General features: G+C 39.6%; 16 protein-coding genes. 13 read left to right on the forward strand and 3 right to left on the reverse strand.

Going from position 1 to position 20,734, the window contains the following annotated elements; all coding sequences use genetic code 11:
• The first annotated feature begins 127 nt into the window (after positions 1 to 127).
• The 11 genes from NL42_RS16355 to mgrA all read left to right on the forward strand — a co-directional run bounded on the left by NL42_RS16355 (position 128) and on the right by mgrA (position 12,437).
• Positions 128 to 1,753, forward strand: coding sequence for an ABC transporter permease (locus NL42_RS16355; RefSeq protein WP_461313542.1), 1,626 nt, complete (start codon positions 128 to 130; stop codon positions 1,751 to 1,753).
• 9 nt (positions 1,754 to 1,762) lie between these two features.
• On the forward strand, positions 1,763 to 2,578 hold the full coding sequence (locus NL42_RS16360; protein WP_272350549.1) for an ABC transporter ATP-binding protein: 816 nt from the start codon (positions 1,763 to 1,765) through the stop codon (positions 2,576 to 2,578).
• 12 nt (positions 2,579 to 2,590) lie between these two features.
• Positions 2,591 to 3,433, forward strand: coding sequence for an energy transducer TonB (locus NL42_RS16365; RefSeq protein ID WP_461313543.1), 843 nt, complete (start codon positions 2,591 to 2,593; stop codon positions 3,431 to 3,433).
• A gap of 37 nt (positions 3,434 to 3,470) precedes the next feature.
• On the forward strand, positions 3,471 to 4,205 hold the full coding sequence (locus NL42_RS16370; protein WP_461313544.1) for a MotA/TolQ/ExbB proton channel family protein: 735 nt from the start codon (positions 3,471 to 3,473) through the stop codon (positions 4,203 to 4,205).
• A complete protein-coding gene (locus NL42_RS16375) occupies positions 4,205 to 4,612 on the forward strand; it encodes an ExbD/TolR family protein (protein WP_461313545.1) in 408 nt (135 codons plus the stop codon). Before NL42_RS16370 ends, NL42_RS16375 begins: the two co-directional genes overlap by 1 nt.
• Positions 4,613 to 4,768: 156 nt before the next feature.
• Positions 4,769 to 5,566: a Crp/Fnr family transcriptional regulator gene (locus NL42_RS16380; RefSeq protein WP_461313546.1), complete on the forward strand. Its 798-nt coding sequence runs from the start codon at positions 4,769 to 4,771 to the stop codon at positions 5,564 to 5,566.
• Between the two features lie 119 nt (positions 5,567 to 5,685).
• Positions 5,686 to 6,594 carry a TauD/TfdA dioxygenase family protein gene (locus NL42_RS16385; protein ID WP_461313547.1) on the forward strand — a complete coding sequence of 303 codons (909 nt, stop codon included), beginning with the start codon at positions 5,686 to 5,688 and terminating at the stop codon, positions 6,592 to 6,594.
• Between the two features lie 50 nt (positions 6,595 to 6,644).
• Positions 6,645 to 7,712, forward strand: a complete 1,068-nt coding sequence (locus NL42_RS16390) for an ABC transporter substrate-binding protein (protein WP_461313548.1) — start codon at positions 6,645 to 6,647, stop codon at positions 7,710 to 7,712.
• Positions 7,713 to 7,840: 128 nt separating this feature from the next.
• Positions 7,841 to 10,036: a TonB-dependent receptor gene (locus NL42_RS16395; RefSeq protein ID WP_461313555.1), complete on the forward strand. Its 2,196-nt coding sequence runs from the start codon at positions 7,841 to 7,843 to the stop codon at positions 10,034 to 10,036.
• A gap of 62 nt (positions 10,037 to 10,098) precedes the next feature.
• On the forward strand, positions 10,099 to 11,427 hold the full coding sequence (locus NL42_RS16400; protein WP_461313549.1) for an LLM class flavin-dependent oxidoreductase: 1,329 nt from the start codon (positions 10,099 to 10,101) through the stop codon (positions 11,425 to 11,427).
• 11 nt (positions 11,428 to 11,438) lie between these two features.
• Positions 11,439 to 12,437, forward strand: a complete 999-nt coding sequence (gene mgrA / locus NL42_RS16405; protein WP_461313550.1) for an L-glyceraldehyde 3-phosphate reductase — start codon at positions 11,439 to 11,441, stop codon at positions 12,435 to 12,437.
• Between the two features lie 66 nt (positions 12,438 to 12,503).
• Here the strand turns inward: mgrA and NL42_RS16410 are convergent, their stop codons facing one another.
• The 3 genes from NL42_RS16410 to NL42_RS16420 form a co-directional block, all read right to left on the reverse strand.
• Positions 12,504 to 14,993 (reverse strand): TonB-dependent receptor, encoded by a 2,490-nt coding sequence (locus tag NL42_RS16410; protein WP_461313551.1) that lies wholly within the window; start codon positions 14,991 to 14,993, stop codon positions 12,504 to 12,506.
• A gap of 213 nt (positions 14,994 to 15,206) precedes the next feature.
• Complete coding sequence (locus NL42_RS16415) at positions 15,207 to 16,871, reverse strand: arylsulfatase (protein ID WP_461313552.1); 1,665 nt, start codon at positions 16,869 to 16,871, stop codon at positions 15,207 to 15,209.
• Between the two features lie 117 nt (positions 16,872 to 16,988).
• Positions 16,989 to 17,810: a Crp/Fnr family transcriptional regulator gene (locus tag NL42_RS16420; RefSeq protein WP_461313553.1), complete on the reverse strand. Its 822-nt coding sequence runs from the start codon at positions 17,808 to 17,810 to the stop codon at positions 16,989 to 16,991.
• Between the two features lie 221 nt (positions 17,811 to 18,031).
• Between NL42_RS16420 and NL42_RS16425 the strand changes: the two genes are divergently transcribed.
• Positions 18,032 to 18,985, forward strand: coding sequence for a TauD/TfdA dioxygenase family protein (locus NL42_RS16425; RefSeq protein WP_016145301.1), 954 nt, complete (start codon positions 18,032 to 18,034; stop codon positions 18,983 to 18,985).
• Positions 18,986 to 19,057: 72 nt separating this feature from the next.
• Positions 19,058 to 20,158: an ABC transporter substrate-binding protein gene (locus NL42_RS16430; RefSeq protein WP_461313554.1), complete on the forward strand. Its 1,101-nt coding sequence runs from the start codon at positions 19,058 to 19,060 to the stop codon at positions 20,156 to 20,158.
• Positions 20,159 to 20,734: the final 576 nt, after the last annotated feature.

Below are 20,734 nucleotides of genomic sequence, written 5' to 3' on the forward strand. Positions count from 1 at the left end.
ACTCATCCAGAGCATAACACCAAAGATGATCACAAAACGTCTCACATTAGATCTGCATGAAACGGATAAATGATCATCAGGTATACGTTTAGTTAAACATTCTGAGAAATCTATAACAGCAGAATGTATGGATATATATCGAGATATGAAAGAAATAATTTCGCAAAAAAACTCATCCGGCATTGTCTGGAAAAGTACCAAGAAACCATGGTTCATTTCTGTTGGGTATTTTAACTCGCTTGCGATCTATTGGATTGTACCTCTTTGTTTATTCTTACTGTGGTGGGTAGCGTCAAACGAACAATGGATGCCTGCCCAAATTTTACCTACCCCAAAAGACACATGGCATTCTTTCGTTGAAATCGCATCTCAAGATCTATGGTCACAGCTTGCGATTAGTCTTGAGCGCTTCGGTCTTGGCTTATTGTCAGGTGTGTTAGGCGGCGTATTTCTAGGTATTTTACTTGGCTATAGCCGCATTGCCGAACAATACCTATCTGCAACGTTTTATGCGTTGGTGATTATCCCAACATTGGCTTGGTTGCCTTTGCTCATGATCTGGCTCGGCATCGAAAATAGTTTAAAAATTTTCATAATCTTCAAAGCTACGATGGTGCCGATTGCCTTACATACTCAGGCAGGGGTACGTGACATTCAACCCAAACTCAAAGAAATGGCAGCAATTTTACAGTTTAATCGCCTAACCTTGCTCACAAAACTTGTACTGCCAGCCACACTTCCATATTTCTTTACGGGTTTAAGACTAGCTGTTGCAGCAGGCTGGACGAGCTTAATTGCTGTTGAGTTGTTGGCTTCATCGGAAGGCATTGGATATTTGATGGTGACAGGTCGTCAGCTATTTCAGCTTGATATTGTTTTTGTCACGATTTTTGTTATTGCGTCTGTAGGAATTATTTTCGATTTTATCCTGCATCGAATTGAACGTAAGTTTGTGTTCTGGCCACATGCTGCTTTAAGTGCTCATGCTTTTCATAAAAAAAGCCGAACCGATGTTTTCAAATCATGGGTTTTACCTTTGAGTTTAGTAGTGCTTTGGGCAATGAGCAGTTGGTTTAACGTGATTTCGAGTCAAATTTTGCCCGCGCCGTGGAAAGTATTAGAAGCACTGTGGGCAGGCATTCAAGATTTCTCACTTACTACCGCCATGTATTACAGCCTTTATCGTGCAATTTTGGGTTTGATTATTGGCGGGCTAATTGGGGCATCAGTAGGAATTGTGGTGGGGTTATTTAAACCTATTGAAAATCTGTTGGCACCTACACTCAACACATTACGTCTAATTGCCATTTTTGCTTGGATTCCGCTACTGACAGCTTGGTTTGGGCTCGAAGATTTATCAAAAATTGTTTTCATTTCAATAGCGACATTTTTTCCGATGTTTATCGCGACATGGAAAGGGATGTCCAGTATTTCAACTCAGCTCGTTGAAGTCTCAAGCACTCTAAGAATGACATTGCTTCAACGCTTAACGCTTTTGATTTTACCGAGCATTGCACCTTCAATGTTTGCTGGGTTTCGACTGGCTTTGCTTTATTCGTGGATGGCATCTTTTGGAGCTGAATACTTGATGGGCTCTGGAATTGGCATAGGTAGCTACATGATGGCAGCACAGCAAAACTTTGAAATGGACCGTGTAATAGCAGCAACCGTTTTGGTCGCTGGTTTGGGCGCGATTCTGGCATGGCTGGGCAAAATAACTGAAAACTACGCAACATCTTGGCGAAAAAATTGAGGTTAGACCATGACGATTACACTTAATACAAATACTGAAAAACATCACCATTCATTTCAATCTAACTCTCAAACACGTGTGGCATTTCACCATGTTCATAAGTCTTTTGTTGTTAATCAACAACCTGTCAAAGTCATTCATGACTTTAATCTAGAAATTAAAGAGGGAGAGTTTATTGCGATTGTAGGTAGCAGTGGTTGCGGTAAATCTACGCTCTTACGTCTTTTGGCAGGACTAGACCAAGATTTTGATGGCCGGATTTTAATTGATGGTGCCGATGTCAGCGGGATTGGTGGCGATCGAGCGGTAGTCTTTCAAGAACATCGCTTATTTCCTTGGCTTACCGTTGAGCAAAACATTGAACTGGGTTTATTAAATGAAGCGTTAACTGCGCGTGATAAAGATATTTTGGTACAGAAAGCAATTGAATTGATTGGCTTAAATGGCTTTGAAAAGGCATATCCACATCAACTATCTGGTGGGATGTCTCAACGTGTAGCTATTGCACGTAGTCTTGTTGTGCAGCCTCGTATTTTTCTGTTGGATGAACCGTTTGGTGCCTTGGATGCATTAACACGGCATCAAATGCAAAATGAATTGCTACGCATTCAATCCCAACAAAAAATGACCACTGTTTTTATTACGCATGATGTGGAAGAGGCCGTTACTCTGGCAGACCGTGTGGTGATTTTAAAACCCAAACCTGGTCGGGTTGAGCAGATTATTCCCGTCAACTTACCACGTCCTCGAAACCGTTCAAGTTTTGAATTACATCAATTAAAAGAACAGATTTTTCGGATTTTGACTGAAGACAAAATTGGTTAATAGGAGTTATTGATGAGTGAGTTTAGTCAAGGCTCGATCAAAAAAGCATTTTTATTTGGGCAGTTATCCAATCAGGTCACCCATACAACGACGGTTAATGATCCTTTTAGCCATAACGTAGATGTTGGAAATGATCCTACTGGGCCAAAAAAGAATGCTTTGGCAATCGCGATTGTCGCCGTTGCTGCGGCACATTTGGGAATCTGGTATATCGCCAAACAACTTCCTACACCTCAACTTGATGTTAAAACACATGACCCTGTGGTGATAGAGATTGTCAAACCGCCTGAACCACCCAAGGTGATTGAACCTAAAATCCCTCCAGTGGTGCAAAAGCCAAAGATACCACCTGTTAGCCCAAAGCCTCAGCCTGTACAAAAGCAAATAGAAGCACCAAAACCGGTACAGAAACACGTTGAGCAGCCTAAACCTGTTGAACAGCACAAGGTAGTAGAGCAACCACGGCCTGTAGCGGAACCCTTAAGTAAAAATGTAGTGGCGGCTCCTGTTCAGCAACCCGTTTCAAAACCCTCTGAAGCACCAGCAAAAGCTGCTGATGACAACTTACCTGTTACAGAAGCAAAGGGTTATGCAGGTTATTTGAGTAATCCTGCACCTGAATATCCTGAACAGGCTCTCGATCGAGGTTGGGAAGGTTCAGTCATCTTGAGGGTAAAAGTCTTACCAAATGGCAGTCCTGATAGCGTGACAGTCAAACAGAGCAGCGGCAAAAAAATACTCGATAGTGCGGCGATTAGAACCGTAAAACAATGGAAATTCTCACCCGCCTTAAAAGGAAAAACACCAGTTGAAGGTTGGGTCGATGTTCCAATTCACTATCAACTCCCGAAATAATTTTTTAATTTAATATTGATCTATAAGGAATTTTAACATGAGTGATATCAACTCCCTGATCCACGATGGGACTATCTGGTTATTGGTTGCTTTTTCAATTGTGACGTGGGGTTTGATTGTCATTAAACTGGTTCAAACCCAAAAAGCCGACCGCCAGAGCAAAGCCTTTGCAGAAGAATTCTGGAGTGCCAAAAATCTTCAAGATGCCATTCAAAAATCGGAAGCAGGACAAGGACCTGTGGCACGCATTGCAAATACTGGTTTTAAAACACTTGCCGATGCAGATGACGATACTCATCAAGATTTGCAACATAGCTGGAGTCGTCAAGATTTACTCGAGCGCCATTTACGCAAACAAATTTTGTCAGAACGTCGCCAGCTAGAAAAAGGCTCTGCCTTGCTCGCATCAATTGGTAATAATGCACCTTTCATTGGGCTATTTGGTACAGTCTTTGGGATTATCCATGCTTTACAGGCGATTGCACATTCGGGTAATGCCAGTATGGATGTCGTTGCAGGGCCGATTGGTGAAGCGCTAGTTGCAACAGGCATCGGTATTGCAGTGGCTGTTCCAGCGGTACTGGCATATAACTATTTCGTGCGTAAAGTAAAAACTATTGGTGCAGAACTAGATGACTTTGCGACTGATTTTGTCAGCCTAAACCAAAAAACAGGTTTTCAGCTTAAGACTGTTAAGGCAAAAACAACAAATACCAGCACTCCAGCCAGCGAGTTAAGCCATAACCACAATAAAGAAAAGGTATATGCATAATGGCAATTTCAACATCGGAACAAGATGATGTGGTCAGCGAGATCAACATTACCCCTTTAGTGGATGTGATGTTGGTTCTGTTGATTGTATTTATCGTCACGGCGCCCTTACTGACAAACACTGTTAAGGTGAACTTACCAAAAGCTGCACCGACGCAGGTGACAGATCAAACCAAGGCAGTGGTCATCAGCGTTAACTCCAAAGGGGAAATTTATCTAGACAAAGACCGAGTCAGTCTTGAACACTTTGAACAGGCGATTCAAACGCGTAAGACGGCCAATCCTAAACTGGCGTTGAACCTGAATGCAGATGAGACAGTTCCTTATGGTACGGTTGCCAAGTTACTGGCCAGCATAGAACGGGTAGGCGTTGATAAACTATCAGTTATTACATCGCCTAAGTCTTAAGTTCTATTAAAAGAAATAGGAAGAAAGAAAATCAAGATCCAAATTTGAGATCTTGATTTTCATATAATTGTTTAATCTAAATTTATATTAAACTTGAATTTCACGATGAGGTTGTATGGTCTATTTTAGAGCTTCAATTTGATGGTGAGATAGCGAATGACAACACTTGTTTATAACGAGACAAAAAGAAATAACTATGAGCATTTTTTAGATTTATTAGATCAAACTCATGTTAATCGTTATCAAGATTTCAACATTACTTTTGAATATAAAAAACTGGCAGAACAAATGCTGTCAGAATGTGAGTTTATGGATGCATGTTCGCTTGAAGAAAAGCAGAACTTATTTAATGAAATTAAGATAAAGCATCTTTATCAAGGACAAGTGCTATATTCGAGAAATCAAAACTGTCGTGAACTCATTATTGTTTTAAGTGGTGTGCTCAAGTTAGGTTGGAATTCGTACGATGGAAAATATCTTATTCATCGTTTTATTCCGACAGGTGCACTCTTAAATATTGTCTATCTTATTTCTGAATCTGCGCTAGAGCATGAATATATTGCACATGAAGCAACTGTGATAGCAACCATTCCTGAACATGTCTTTAAGCACACCATACAGCACAATTCGCGCATGCTATATCAGGTTTTAAAATTGGTATGCCAAAGAACACGTCTTTTAGACAATGATATCTATCACACATCTACACAACCTTTAAAGGTACAAATTGCACGACAGCTCATCTATTTAATCGAATTTTTTTCGACTCAGACTCAAAAAGGCATCGAAGTTTTATTAAAACTCTCACAAGAAAATTTAGCTGAACTTTTAAAAATATCGAGACAAAGTATCAGAAAGGAAATTCAGTGGTTTGTTGAAGAAGGCATTATAGAAACAAAATACAATCATATCTCTGTCAAAGACATCGACAAATTAAAAGCCTTACTACGGTAAATAGATTATGACGAATTATGAATAATTTTTCATAAATGAAGAAATGCTATGTAATTTTTGTTGCAGAATTTAAAAGGGGTAATTTCTAAACTCATATCATCAATGATGAGAACGATGATATGGCAGATTTATTAATAAAAAAACCAGTGAATGAGTTAATCGATGTGATCCCTTTAGCTGGTCGTATTGGCGCACAAATTAATGGTATTGAATTATCTTCAAACCTTAATGCTGAGGTCTTGAATCAAATCAGGCAATCATTGCTTGAACACAAAGTTATTTTTTTCCGCAATCAGGAACATTTAACCGATCACGAACAGGAAAAGTTTGCAGAATTGCTTGGGCAACCTATTTCTCATCCTACCGTTCCTGTTGCAGAGGGTTCGGCTTATATATTTGAACTTGATTCTCGTCATGACGGTCGTGCAGACGTTTGGCATACCGATGTCACATTTGTTTCAAATTATCCAAAAATTAGCATTTTAAGAGCAGTAACTACCCCCAATCGAGGAGGCGATACCACATGGGCAAATACAGAGGCAGCCTATGATGAATTGCCAGAGCCGCTAAAGCTCCTTGCCAATCAGCTCCGTGCAATTCACACCAATGATTTTGATTATGGTGGTTTTCGGCCTTCTGCAAGTGATGAAGTCGTAAAACGCCATCAAAAAATCTTTGCTTCAACTGTCTATGAGGCGGAACACCCATTGGTCAGAGTACACCCTGAAACAGGTAAACGAACTTTAATTTTAGGCCAATTTTTTAAACGATTTGTGGGTCTGACTGCTAAAGAGTCCAACAAGCTGTTTGAAATTTTTCAAGATCGTATTACCAAACCCGAAAACACGATTCGCTGGACGTGGAAGAACGGAGATGTCGCGATTTGGGACAACCGTGCTACTCAACATTTAGCCGTCAATGATTACGGTAATGCATTGCGTATTATGCGACGCGTTACGTTGGCAGGCGATGTTCCTGTTGATATTGATGGTAAAGCGAGTAAGCAAATTAAGCCATCTACTTCATAAGTGTCTAAATAATACGACGCTGATTTATTAATAAAAATGTGGAAAAGATAATGAAACCATCAATTTTTAAAAAATTGATCTTGCTGAGCTTATTGGCTTATGGACATGCCAGTTATGCTGAAAGTCTTAAAACAATCCGAATTGGTTCTCCCGATTTGACCGCCGGTCAGAAACACGCGGGTGGAGGAGTTGTTGATGTGCTTTACAACAAAAAATGGCTCGAGCAAGAACTTGCAAAAAAAAATGTCAAAGTGCAATGGTACTTTTTTAAAGGTGCTGGGCCAGCCATTAATGAAGCATTGGCTAACAATCAACTGGATTTCGCCTTTTTAGGGGATTTACCTCCGATCATTGGTAAAGCCAATGGATTAGATACCCAATTACTTGTTCCAACGGCGCGCGGGATCACCAATTATCTAGCGGTAAGATCTGATCTTTCAATTAAAAATTTTGCTGAATTAAAAGGAAAACGCGTTGGTTTGTTAAGAGGAACAGCAGATGAATTGTCATTTGTGAGTGCATTGAACAGCCAAGGTTTAAAGCTCAGCGATGTGCGAGTGGTCAATTTAGACTTTAACGCCGTCAACGCTGCTTTGGCCGCAAAAAAAATTGATGCGTCATGGGGACCTTCTCGATTTTTTGCGTTACGTGACAAACACATCGTTAACTTGCCTATAAGTAGTCGTCAGTTAAATGGTGCAGGATCTACTCAAGGTGTGTTTTTAGGTCGTCAATCGTTTATTCGACAACATCCAAATGAAACACAACAGGTTGTGACTCAGGTTGTAAAAGGGCTGAATTGGCTCTCAAATGAGCAAAATCGAGTACCACAAGTCGCACTCTTTTTTACTCAATCGGGTTATCCAGCATCTATCTATGCTCAGGAACTCAATGGTGTAAATCTGAAGTTTTTATATTCACCTTTATTTGATGGCTATTACACCCAACAATTGCAGCAAAAAATCACTTTGGCTACGCAACAAGGGTTGATACGCAAAAATATTGACGTCAAAAGCTGGATTGATCCGTCATTTGTAAATCAAGCACTTGAACAATCAAATTTAAAAACCTACTGGAAACCAACTCAGCAGTACGAATATTTGAAATCAGTGAAATAAGCACCGTCTTTTAAAACTTAATTATGGGGTAAATAATGTCGATACATTCGAAAAGTGTAACGCGTGATCCGTTCACGTCAGCAACCAAACAAAAAATTTTAAATTTAAGTCTACTTTCGCTAAGTATCTTGTCTGTTTGGGGACAAGCTCACGCAGAAACAGTCTCAAACACCACACGCTCTTCAGAGGATGTGGCGCAGTTAGAGACCGTTGTTGTGACAGCAACACGCCGTGAAGAATCACTTCAAAAAGTACCTATTGCCGTTTCAGTCATTAGTGGAAAAGAACTCGATAAGCAACAACGAAACTCACTTGAAACACTGGTAACACAAGTACCGAGTGTCAACTTTCGGGCTGGAGCCTCTAATAAAGATACGTCCTTATTTGTTCGCGGCATTGGAACCGTTACCACTTCACCCGGTGTAGAACCTTCGGTCTCAACGGTGATTGATGGCGTTGTTTACAGTCGACCGGGACAAGCAACACTCGATTTATTGGATGTTGACCGTATTGAAGTCCTTCGTGGCCCCCAAGGAACACTTTTTGGTAAAAATGCATCGGCAGGTGTGGTTAATATTGTCACAAAAAATCCAAATAGAGAAACCTCTGGTTATATTGATGCCTATGCCACTAACGATGGTGAACAACGAATTAAGCTAGGAGCATCTGGTACTTTAATCCCTGAAAAATTAACTGCCAATGTCTCAGCGCTATTAGGTAATTTTGATGGCAATGTAGATAACCTTACAACCAATCAAGATGTTAATGGCTATAAAAACTATGGGTTTAGAACCAAATTTGAATATACGCCCACCGATAGTTTAGTGTTGGGCTTTACTGCCGATTATCTGCATAAAAAAGGGAGTGCCCCGACAGGCATTGTAGTTAAAAATACCGATGCCAATTATGCAGCAGCATTATCGCCTGTTGTGGCATCTCCAACCAATCGAAGTACAGTTGAAAACACTCAAGCCTCGACTGATGATACCAATCAGGGCGTAGCACTCACTGCAGACTGGACATTAACCAATCATCAATTATCATCCATTACAGCCTTTCGCCAATGGAAAAACACACAGATTGGTGACAGTGATCAGCTTGCTGCTCCGACACCAAATTTTGCCGGAATAGCCGATTTAGGGCATGTTAACAGTAAGCAATTTTCTCAAGAAATTAGAATTAAACCGCTCGATCATGGTTTTTTTGATTATGTCGCGGGTCTATATTTTTCTAAAAACAAAAACGATGAGACTTATCAACGTGAGTCAACTTGGTACAACAATGCCTCTAACGCCTATGTCGTAGATTTTGGTAAGGCAATCTATAACACAGACAGCACCAACTATGCTGCATTTGGTGAAGGTACCTTTCATTTCACGAATCGATTGAGATGGATTGCGGGTTTACGTGTTACTCGTGATGAGTTGTCTTATGATCACAGTCGGGTTTCAACTGTCCCAAGCAGTGTAGGTGTCCGAAATGCGATTCGTTCTTCATTTAGCAGTGATGGATCGACCAGTGAAACTGGAGTTTCAGGCCGCATTGGACCTCAATATGACTTTACACCGAATATATTGGGCTATTTTACCTATTCGAGAGGTTATAAAGGTCCTGCATATAACGTTTATTTTAATATGCAGCAAAATGATACGCCTGTGATTGACCCAGAAACGGCTAACTCCTACGAACTTGGGCTCAAATCTCAATGGCTGAATAATCGTCTGCGTGTCAACGTGGCGTTATTTAACACGGATTATGATAACTATCAGGCAAATTTTAGAACCCTCGACCCAAATGGTTTCCCAATAACCCGCTTGGTTAATGCAGGAAGCGTGTCTACCTATGGGGCTGAAATTGATTCGGTATATAAGATCAATCCAAATTGGGCACTAAACTTTTCAGGTGCCTATACACATGCACGAATTGATGACTTCAAATGTCCTGCTGCCGATACTTCATGCCCAAATGTAAATGGTAAACCGCTGCCATTTTCTCCGGACTGGAAATTTAATACGCAGCTCGATCGCTATTTTACTCTGGCAAATAACAAGCAAATTGAACTTTCAACCCAATATGCATGGCAAAGCAAAGTACAGTTCAGTCTCGACCAAAACCAAAACACCATTCAGGGTGCATATGGGCTTTTGAACGCGAGCATTGCTTTGGCTGATACTGCTTCTGACTGGCGATTGGCATTGAATGTACGAAATATAACGGATAAATCATATGCAACCTTACTGAGCACAAATGGTAGCCGTATTAATCGTCAAGTCCCTAGAGATGATGAACGCTATTTTGGTATTTCATTTCGTAAAAATTTCTAAAAAGTATGTCTAGTACGCCTCGTTTTTTACGAGGTGTACACCCATCCATTGGACTGATTAAAATGAGTAATCCTTCGTCTACAAGAAAGCTTCACCTTAATTTATTTTTAGACGGTTATGGTCATCATTTGGCCAGTTGGAGACATCCAGCGAGCCAATTAAACTTGAGTCCCTATGAGCGCTACTTAAGTGCAGCAAAAATAGCTGAAGAGGGAAAATTTGATGCCATTTTTTTTGCTGATAGTTTAGCTGTTGATCCAGCAACTGCGACATCAGGCAAAATTCGCGGTAACGAGATTGAACCTCTCACATTACTTTCAGCAATCGCGACACAAACCCGTCATATTGGACTCATTGGAACAGCCACAACAACCTATAATGAGCCATATCACCTCGCAAGAAAATTTGCCTCTTTAGACCAGATTTCTGCTGGACGAGCAGGCTGGAACCTTGTCACCACTGATTTTGCACTAGAAGCGAAAAATTTCAGTACAAAGGAACATGTCAAACATCGAGACCGCTATGCACGTGCTGAAGAATTTCACGATGTCGTAAAAGGACTTTGGAATAGTTGGGATGAAGATGCAGCTATTCATGATAAAGCCACAGGTATTTTCTTTAATCCAGATAAGGTACATACGCTCAATCATTGCGGTGATATTTTTCAGGTAAAAGGTCCACTCAATATTAGCCCAAGCCCACAGTCTCACCCTGTGATAGTTCAGGCAGGCAGTTCAGAACGAGGCAAAAATCTGGCAGCTCGTACGGCAGATGTCATTTTTACTGCGCAATCTAACTTAGCCGCTGCACAGCAATTTTATAGCGATGTAAAGCAACGTCTTGAAGACTTTGACCGCCAAGAACATGAGTTAGTGGTCATGCCGGGTGTATATGTCCTTGTCGCTCATACGAATGAAGATGCTAAGGAACAGCAACAGCTTTTAGATGAACTCGTTGATGATGATATTGGCCTAGGGCTTTTAGGAAGAATGTTGGGCAATTTTGACTTAAGCGGTGTTGATGTAAATCAGCCTTTAGCTTCGTTAGATTTATCTGAAACCCAAACAGGGCAGCAAAGTCGCCAGCAATTGATTCAGGCACTCGGGCAAGAGCAGGGTCTAACCATTAAACAGCTCTATCAACGTATTGCATCGGGACGAGGGCATTTTTGCTTGGTTGGAACACCAGAATATATCGCCGATCAACTCGAGGAGTGGTTCGTTAGTGGTGCAGCAGATGGATTTAACATTATGCCGGCCGTCATATCAAACGGAATTAGAGACTTTGTCGATCTGGTTATTCCCATCCTTCAACAGCGCAATTTATTCCGCAAAGAATACGAAGGTCAAACATTAAGACAAAACCTTGGCCTCTTGGCTGCTACCGAATAAAAGGACAAAGTATGTATCTCGCAAATTCAGAAAGATACCAATCATTCCAATATCGAAAAATTAAAAATAGCGGTTTGGTATTACCACCATTGTCACTTGGTTGCTGGCATAACTTTGGAGATGACACTCCAATTCAGCAACAAAAATCGGTACTTTACACGGCGTTTGATCATGGAATTAATCATTTCGATCTGGCCAATAATTATGGAACACCCTTTGGAAGTGCAGAGAAAAATATTGGGCACTTTTTAAAAACTGACTTCAAGCCATATCGAGATGAACTTATTATTTCGACAAAGGCAGGCTGGGACATGTGGCCTGGACCTTATGGACAAGGTGGTAGCAGCCGAAAATACCTAATGGCTAGTCTTGATCAGAGCTTACAGCGACTGGGGCTTGATTATGTCGATATTTTTTACTCACATCGTTATGACCCAGAAACACCGCTTGAAGAAACAGCCAAGACACTTGCCGATATTGTGCAGCAAGGTAAAGCACTCTATGTGGGGATTTCTTCTGGGTATACACCAGAGTTAACTTTACAGTTGATAGAATTGCTTAAGGCTTATCACGTTCCACTTACTTTGCATCAACCGATTTACAATTTTTTTGAACGTCAGATTGAGCAAGGTTTAACGGAGACTGCTAAACAAGAGGGTTTTGGTGTAATTACATTCTCACCACTGGCTCAAGGCCTATTGGCTGGACGATATCTGAATGGTGTACCTGAAGACTCACGTATTGGGCGTGGTAGTCGTTATTTACAGTCAGAGCATCTCGTTGCATTGAAGCTACAGCAAATACAGCAGTTAAATGAAATAGCAAAGCGTCGAGACCAAACATTGGCTCAATTGTCATTGTCATGGGTTTTACGTGATGAACGTATTACATCGACAATTATTGGTGCTAGCCGACCAGAGCAGATCATTGAAAACTTAAAAGCATTGCAAAACACGATGTTTAGTGCAGATGAGCTGACTCAGATTGACGCCATTTTAAATACGCCATAACTCTATACAAAATTTGCAGCATGGCTTTCAAGGAGCCAATGCTGCAATGATTATGCACTTTATTTGTTAAAAGCTAAGTTTCACGGTTGCACCAATGGTACGAGGCTGACCTAAACTCGCGAGAACAATACCATTAGAAGAGTTCCATGTATTAGTTACATAGGTTTCATTGGTGAGGTTTTTTACCCATAGCGCAACATCTAGTTCATTTTCACCAATACGATGTCGTGCACCTAGACTCGCATTTGTTAATCCATAGGCTTTGATAACACTGTACGGGTTATTATCTAAAGAGCCATATGACCAATCTCGCCAAGCATAACTTCCTGAAATATACGGTTGCCAGTTATTATGCTCAGCTAAGTCATAACGGAAATTGAAATTTGCAATCCACTTCGGTACGCCATATACACGTTCTCCAGATAGATCTTGTGTATTTACGCCTGTTGGAATACTGATATTGGATGGAGCAGGAGCATTTTTGTATTCTGTATAGGTGGTATCGTTAAGAGAACCATTAAAATTAAGTGTAAGGCGACGAATAGGTTGATAGGTTGCATCGAGTTCAATCCCTCGGCTGCGTACTTTACCTGCATTTGCCAATACACTCACGACAGAGTTACCGACTTGTTCATAGCTTGTGGTTTGATAGTCAGAAACATCAATCCAGAATATATTGCTATTGAGCTGTAAGGTATTATTAAGAAAATTCTGTTTTAACCCAATTTCATAGTTGTCTGCTTTTTCAGGATCAACCTTTAACGAGTTAGCACCCGCAGCTGGTGCAGAACCAATGCTCAGGTTAAAGCCCCCTGATTTCTCGCCGTGTGAATACGTTGCATAGGCCAGTGTGCTCGGATTTAAACGATAACTGCCAGTCAGTAAGCCAGAGTAACTTAATCCATGTTGTTTCAGTTCACCCGAGTCGTATGCGCCGAGCTGGGCATTTAGTAAATTACGCTCTGCCGCACTTAAACCTGAAATTGGTGTACCCCCAATAGGGTCGGTTCTATAGATATTGGCAGATTTATCTTCATAGGTGACTCGTGCACCTGTGGTGATATCTAGCTTCGGTGTCGCATGCCATGTACTTTGGCCAAATAATGCTGAGCTTTTTGTCTCAGTTGTTCCATATGAATATGAATCTCGATTATTCAAAATATTCGATTGACCATTTGCAATTAAGGTTCTTACGCTCGGAACGTTATAAAGATAGAATGCGTCAGCCGTATCTCCATATAAAGAGAAAGTCGTATTGTCTAACTGTTGCTGAAAGTAATATAGGCCCGTTACCCAATCCACTTTTTGATTTCCAGCAGATGTTAGGCGTAGCTCTTGAGAATACTGTTTATCTCGAACCGAAACACCAGCATTAGTCAATGCATTTGAACTAATAAAATCACTGTTGGTTGGAGTGAAGTTCCAAAAGCGGTATGAACTAATCGACGTAATTTTTTTACCGCTATCTAGCGACCAATTGGCTTCTGCCGATCCACCACCTTGTTCAACAGACATGTGTTGTGGAGCATCTGAATGAATTTGTTTATCTTTCCAGTTGGTATAAAGATTTTTGGCACCTGACTGTGTGGCATTTTCTAAGTAACGATTGTAGTTATTTCCATATACGGTACTGTTAAACGTTGGCCCAGCGTAGTACACCACCATCGCGCCTTGATCATCATCTTGTTTGTTGTAATCTGCAATTAGACGTAAATTAAAATTCTCTTGCGGTTTCCAGAGAATCTGACCGCGGACACCTTCGCGATCTGTATTGTTATAATCTTTACCATTATAGGTATTATCAATAAAACCATCCTGAGTGGTTTTATAAAATGAGAGTCGGCCTGCTACATTTTCGGATAGAGCATCTGAAAACGTTCCTTTAGCCTGCAAATAATTGCGTGACCCAAAAGAAATTTCAGCAGAATGGTCTGGGTCGAAGGTAGGCTGTTTTGAGCTAATATTTAATAAGCCCGCCGTGGTATTTTTACCAAATAATGTCCCTTGTGGCCCGCGTAATAATTCGAGTTGAGCAATATCTAATAAATCAAATACAGCCATGCCGGGGCGACCTAAGTAAACATTGTCCAGATAGACCCCAACACTAGCTTCCAAACCATCACTGGCTGGGTTATTGCCCAAACCTCGAACCGCTACACTAGATTGACGAGGGTTCAAGAAAGCAACATTAAGGCTGGGCAGGGCTTGTTGTAGATCTTCAAGTTTACTGAGTTTTTGTGTTTCCAGTGTTTTGGCACTTAAAATACTAATGGGTGTTGGAACATTTTGTGCTTTTTCTTCACGTCTTCGTGTCGTCACAATGACATCTGCAAGCTGAATAACATCATCTGCTTTACTGTTTGACTGTGAATTTGACGTACTGGCTTCTGTTACCGCTGTATCTGAAGTAGTGGGAGTGTCCTCGGCATAAACAATAGATGAATATCCTGCACACCCTATAAGTGAAATAAACAGACTTTGCGTGATTTTATTTAAAACTAATCTTTTTCTCTTGAAGTAAAAGGTGTGCTTTTGAACTGACATTAATGACTCCATTTTGTGTTTTCTTTGTGATGATTTTAATTTTTATGTAATTGAACACTGTCATTATCAGTACAAACTTAAGTTTATATTTTGATGATCTTATCTTTATATTTAATAGTAATATTTTAAACCTAGACCTTTTAGAATATTGTTCAGGCGGCAAATGTAAAAGCCAGCATTAGGTGCTGGCTTAGTTAAATCTAAATACTAATCTGTTCGTTATTTTTATGCTTCAAACGGTTCTAGCTGATCATTCTGTAATAATCTTCGTTGTTGCACATTTTCAATCACACCATTTTCTTTGACATAAGTTGCCCATTCTTTGAGTAATTCATCGAGCTTTTCTGGATATTGTTTTGCCAAATCCTGAGTTTCGCCTTTATCATTTTTAAGGTTATATAGCTGCCAGCGATTCGGACCATTTGGCGCAGGGATGAAGAGCGCTTTCCATTCGCCTTTGCGCAGAGCCTTTTGACCAAACAACTCCCAGCCTGTGACATGATCTTCACTGTGAATATGATCTTGTTGTAGTTGTAAATAAGGCAAGATAGAACGTCCACGGAGTGGTACCAATTGACGACCTTTATACACCTGACCAGGATGCTGAATATTTAAATAATCTAACAGTGTTGGTAGTAAATCCATGACTGTCAGAAACTCGTGACTGATCTGATTTTGGCGTTTAAAACCGGCGTAGTGAATGAACGAAACTGTTCTAATTCCACCTTCGCTAGTATGTGCTTTATATAGACGGGCAGGAGCAGTGGCTGCTTGTGCCCAATGTTCTCCGTACCAAACATATGAGTTTGCTCGTCCAATATTATCAATACTGTTATCGTAATATTGCTCGATAATTTCATTAAGTTGGCCGCCAAAGACGGGTAGAGCTTCAAGTTGAGCACCTTCTGCACCATTGTCTGATAGAAAAATAACAATGGTATTGTCCAATTCCTCTCGATCTTTGAGGTATTCCACCACACGTCCAACGTTTTGGTCCATACGATCTACCATGGCCGCATAGACTTCCATAATTCTTGAAGACTTATCACGTTGCTCTTGAGTAAGATTTTCCCAGAATGGAGTTCTAGCGAGGACAGGGTGAATCGTTGTGTCCGCATCTACCAATTGAAGTTGCTTGAGTTTCTCAAGGCGCTGTTCACGCAATTTAACGGGGCCATCCGCATAACGTCCTTTATATCGATCTATATCTTCCTGAGGTGCCTGTAAGGGCCAGTGCGGTGCAGAGAAAGGTAAGTATGCAAAAAAAGGACGTCCTTGGCGTGCTTCATCATCTTGTAAAAAGTCTAGAAGCCGAGTGGTAAAATAATCTGATGAATAAAACCCTTGGGGTAGTTCTTCCGAAAACTTATCATCTTCTGCATAGAGTCCTTTTGTTGACTTAAGTAAGCGTGGAATTTGGTCCTCTGGAATATCAGCTTCAAATAGATAATGATTAGCAGCACCAGGTAATAGTACAAAAGAACGTTCAAACCCTTTTTTTATTGGAAAATATTCTGGTTTTAGTCCCAAATGCCATTTCCCAGACATAATGGTGTAGTATCCCGCATCTTTTAATAATTCTGGTAATGCGGCAACTTTGTTATTTAACACACCTTCGTAGCCTTCTTTACCTTCTAGCTCTGGGGTAAGGGCCTCTGCCATGGTTCCTAAACCAGCTAAATGATGGTCAGTACCTGAAAGTAACATTGCACGAGTGGGGGAGCAGGTTGACGCCGTATGAAAATTAGTCAGTCTTAAGCCGTTTAATGCTAATTCATTCAAATGAGGTGTATTGATTTCTCCGCCAAAAGCACCTAAATCTGAAAAGCCTAAATCATCTGCCACAATCAATAAAATATTAGGTTGTTTTTTGATATTTACATCTGTCATGTTTTATCCAACAAAGCGACTAAAACGCTTAGTGTAAATATGACAAATTTTTATTCTGTTTCTATTCTGACAGTTATCTCCTAATAAAATCATATCATTATGACAAAAGCAGATATATCAAAGAAACTTAGTGGTACTGTTGAACTGATGAGTCTGAGCAATATCGCTTAGTTTTTCAAAGTCCAAAATAAAGATTTGGTTATATTTAACCTCAATGATGTTTTGGTTCGAAAGCGCTGCTAGTTCTTTATTAATGCTTTGTCTTGAAGTCTGCAAAAGCTCTGCCAGATTTTCCTGACTCAATTTGAGATTCAGTAAAATTTTATCTTTATCCTGATAGGAATGATAATCCACTAGAAAAACTAGTTTTTTAGCGAGACGAGTTTGCAATGTTTCAGTTGAATAAATGAAATTTTGTTCACGATTTAGCTGTGTTCTTACACAGATTAATTTCAACACCATGAATAAAGCATCTGCGTTATTTCTGATGACATCCATAAACAATTGGCCAGGAAGGTTGGCAATTACCGTTCTACCTTGTGCAATATGATCGTGAAGTAGGGGTTGACCCGTTACGATCGGAACAATATTGATTAATGTACCTGAGGGCACAAAAATATCGGTGTGGTATTTGCCTTGAGATGTGCTCCAGCCAAGTTTAAGTGCGCCTTCAAGCAAAATATTGATATCAGTACACGGATCATTTTGATTGTATATCGTTTGATTATGATAATACTTTCTTACTTTTAAATGCTGAATAAGCGTAGATTTCTCTGTATTAGATAAAGATTGAATAACCTGATAATTTTCTAAAATACGAATACTTTTATGAATAAATTCATTCGTTATAATTTGATGATCTGAAGATTGTCCGCCGTCAAAATCATTCTGATATTTTGAGATAGGATTCCTGAACTCGATAATTGATGATGCTTTCATGATAAATCAGAGATATAAACTAAGATTTTAACCAGCTTATCAGAGTTAAAATTTATTCAAATTTCAAAAAAATATAATTTCATATTTAATTTTCATATGTGCGTGTTATTAATTATTTAAATATCAAAATAATTTTTTACGTGATGGATTGTCTCTGAAATAACAGAATAAGCCGCCGTTTCTGATAAAAATTCAGTCATATATTATGACAGGAAATTAACATGACTACATTTATTCAGAAACCAGCACAACAACTACAAGTTAAAAAATTAACTGGTCGAATTGGGGCTGAAATATCAGGCATTCATTTAAGCTCTGAGCTTGATTCATCAACCGTTCAGTTTATACACGATGCGCTACTAGAGCATAAAGTACTCTTCTTTCGAGGCCAGCAACATTTGGGGGACACCGAACAAGAGAAATTTGCAGAATTGTTTGGTTCACCTGTTAAACATCCAACAGTACCAGCAGTAGATGGCACAGATTTTATTTTTGAACTTGACTCACAAAAAGGTGCACGAGCCAATTCTTGGCATACTGATGTTACTTTTGTCGATGCTTATCCTAAAATTAGTATCTTGAGAAGTCTAATCATCCCTGAAACAGGTGGCGATACAACGTGGGCAAATACGGAAACTGCTTATGAAGATCTTCCTGAGCTTTTAAAGCAATTTGCTGAACAGTTGGTGGCTGTACATTCAAATGAATATGACTATGGTGGACCAAAACAAAATGTTGAGCCAGAACAACTAGAAAGACTGAAGAAAATTTTTGTATCTACCAAGTATGAGACAGAGCATCCAGTAGTCGTATTACATCCAGAAACGGGCAAGAAAAGCCTATTACTTGGGCATTTTTTCAAACGACTTGTGGGGTTTAGCCAAAGTGATTCGCAGCTTTTGTTTAATATTTTACAAGAAAAAGTAACGCGACCAGAAAATACAGTGCGTTGGCAATGGCAGGAAGGAGATGTGGTGATTTGGGATAATCGCTCTACACAGCACTACGCGGTTAACGATTATGGTGATCAACATCGCGTTGTACGCCGAATTACACTTGCAGGTGAAGTAACGACTGGTGTACATGGCTTAAAAGGTAAAACCACATTACCCAAAGATTTATCAGCAGAACAACTCGAAAAAGCCAAGCTTCACGCTGTTTTAAATGCCAACTAAAGACTATTTTAAGCATGCAGAACGTCACTGTCGTTAAGCAGTGACGTTGTATATGTTGTTGAGAAAAACGATATGGCCACACTATCAAAACGTAATCGATTTATCTGGATTATTCCTGCGCTTATTTTTGTCGCTTTGCTACTGTTTATTTTCAAACCATCTTCATCAGCACCATCAAAAACAACAAATCAGACTGAAAACATTGTAAAAATTCGAATTGCAGTACCTGATCTAAGCAGTAGTGAAAGACACAGCAGCGGCACACCCTTAGTTGATTATATATATTTAAATCAGTCACTTGAAAAAGAATTTGCAAAGAAAAAAATTCAGGTTGAATGGCAATTTTTTAAAGGTGCAGGGCCAGTAATCAATGAAGCCTTAGCCAATAAGCAATTAGATTTTGCTTTTTTAGGTGACTTAGCAGCCATTATTGGCAAATCGAATCAAATTGATACCACGTTACTGGTAGCAACTGGTCGGCACATAGATGCTTATTTGGGCGTTTTGCCAAATAAAGGATATACCAGTCTCGAAGAGTTAAGAGGTAAACGAATAGCAATTTTTCAAGGAACTGCTATGCAATTATCGTTTGATCAATATATCGAGCGATATGGCTTTACTGAAAAAGATTTCCGCATTATTAATTTGGATCCTGCTGCGGCCAATGCAGCACTTGCAGCTAAGCAAATTGATGCCAGCTGGGGTTTAATGCCAATTCTAGCGCTCAAACAACAGAAAATTGTAGAGGTTCCTCTGAGTACTGGGCAGAGACAAGATGGAGCTGGCACAATTCAATCAGGTTTGGTGGGTCGTAGTGAATTTATTAAACAACATCCTGAAATTGTCCAAATATTGGTCAATACTGTTTTACAATCAGCACATTGGGTTTCACAGCCTGAAAACCGCGATAATGCTATTCAACTTGTCACCAAAAATGCTGGATTCCCAACAGAACTCTATGCATTGAGTCTACAAGACAAAGCCTTAAAAACAGTTTTTTCACCACTTTTGGATGAATATTATCTAGGGCATCTACAAGAAGGTGTACAGACTGCATTAAAGGCCAAACTGATAAAACGCGATGTTGATGTAAAACAATGGCAAAATGCTGAGTTTGTCGAACGAGGGATTCAACAGTTGAATTACGTCAATTATTGGAACTCTTTAAAATAAAATGATTAATTTAATTTAGCTGTGTAAAAAGACCTTAGCTAAGGTCTTTTTTATAAACCTCATTACGCATCTAAAATAATTAATGATTCTTTGTAGAGGCAACAAGTATAGTTAGATGTACAGCAACAGAATCAATGACCTAATCATGAATTATACAACTGTTCGTATAATGTATATTATGTTAAATAGAAGATTTGGAAACCTACCATATATAAGGCTCTGGCTACTCTGCATTGTTACTACGCCGTTTATACTTCACTAAACTGAATTATTAAAAGCTTCTTCAATTGCATCTGTTGCCCAAGCAACTTACTAGCCCTTAACGCGCGCTTAACGACTTAAACTGACTAACCCTATTTCTAATCTTAGCCAGAATAATTCTCTACACAGCTTTTAATTGTAATTACATTTTTAATTTGCCCTAGCTAGAATGCGTAAGCTACTTACCACCTTTACGGGCTTCATTTTTGGCTACTGGCTACTGTGATACAGATTTCTTTCCCTAAATCGCCTTTTGAGCATTAAAGTTATTAATTTACTTAGGCTAAATTCGAATATATTGATTATTTATATCTT

The organism is Acinetobacter sp. GN11 (assembly GCF_054823985.1).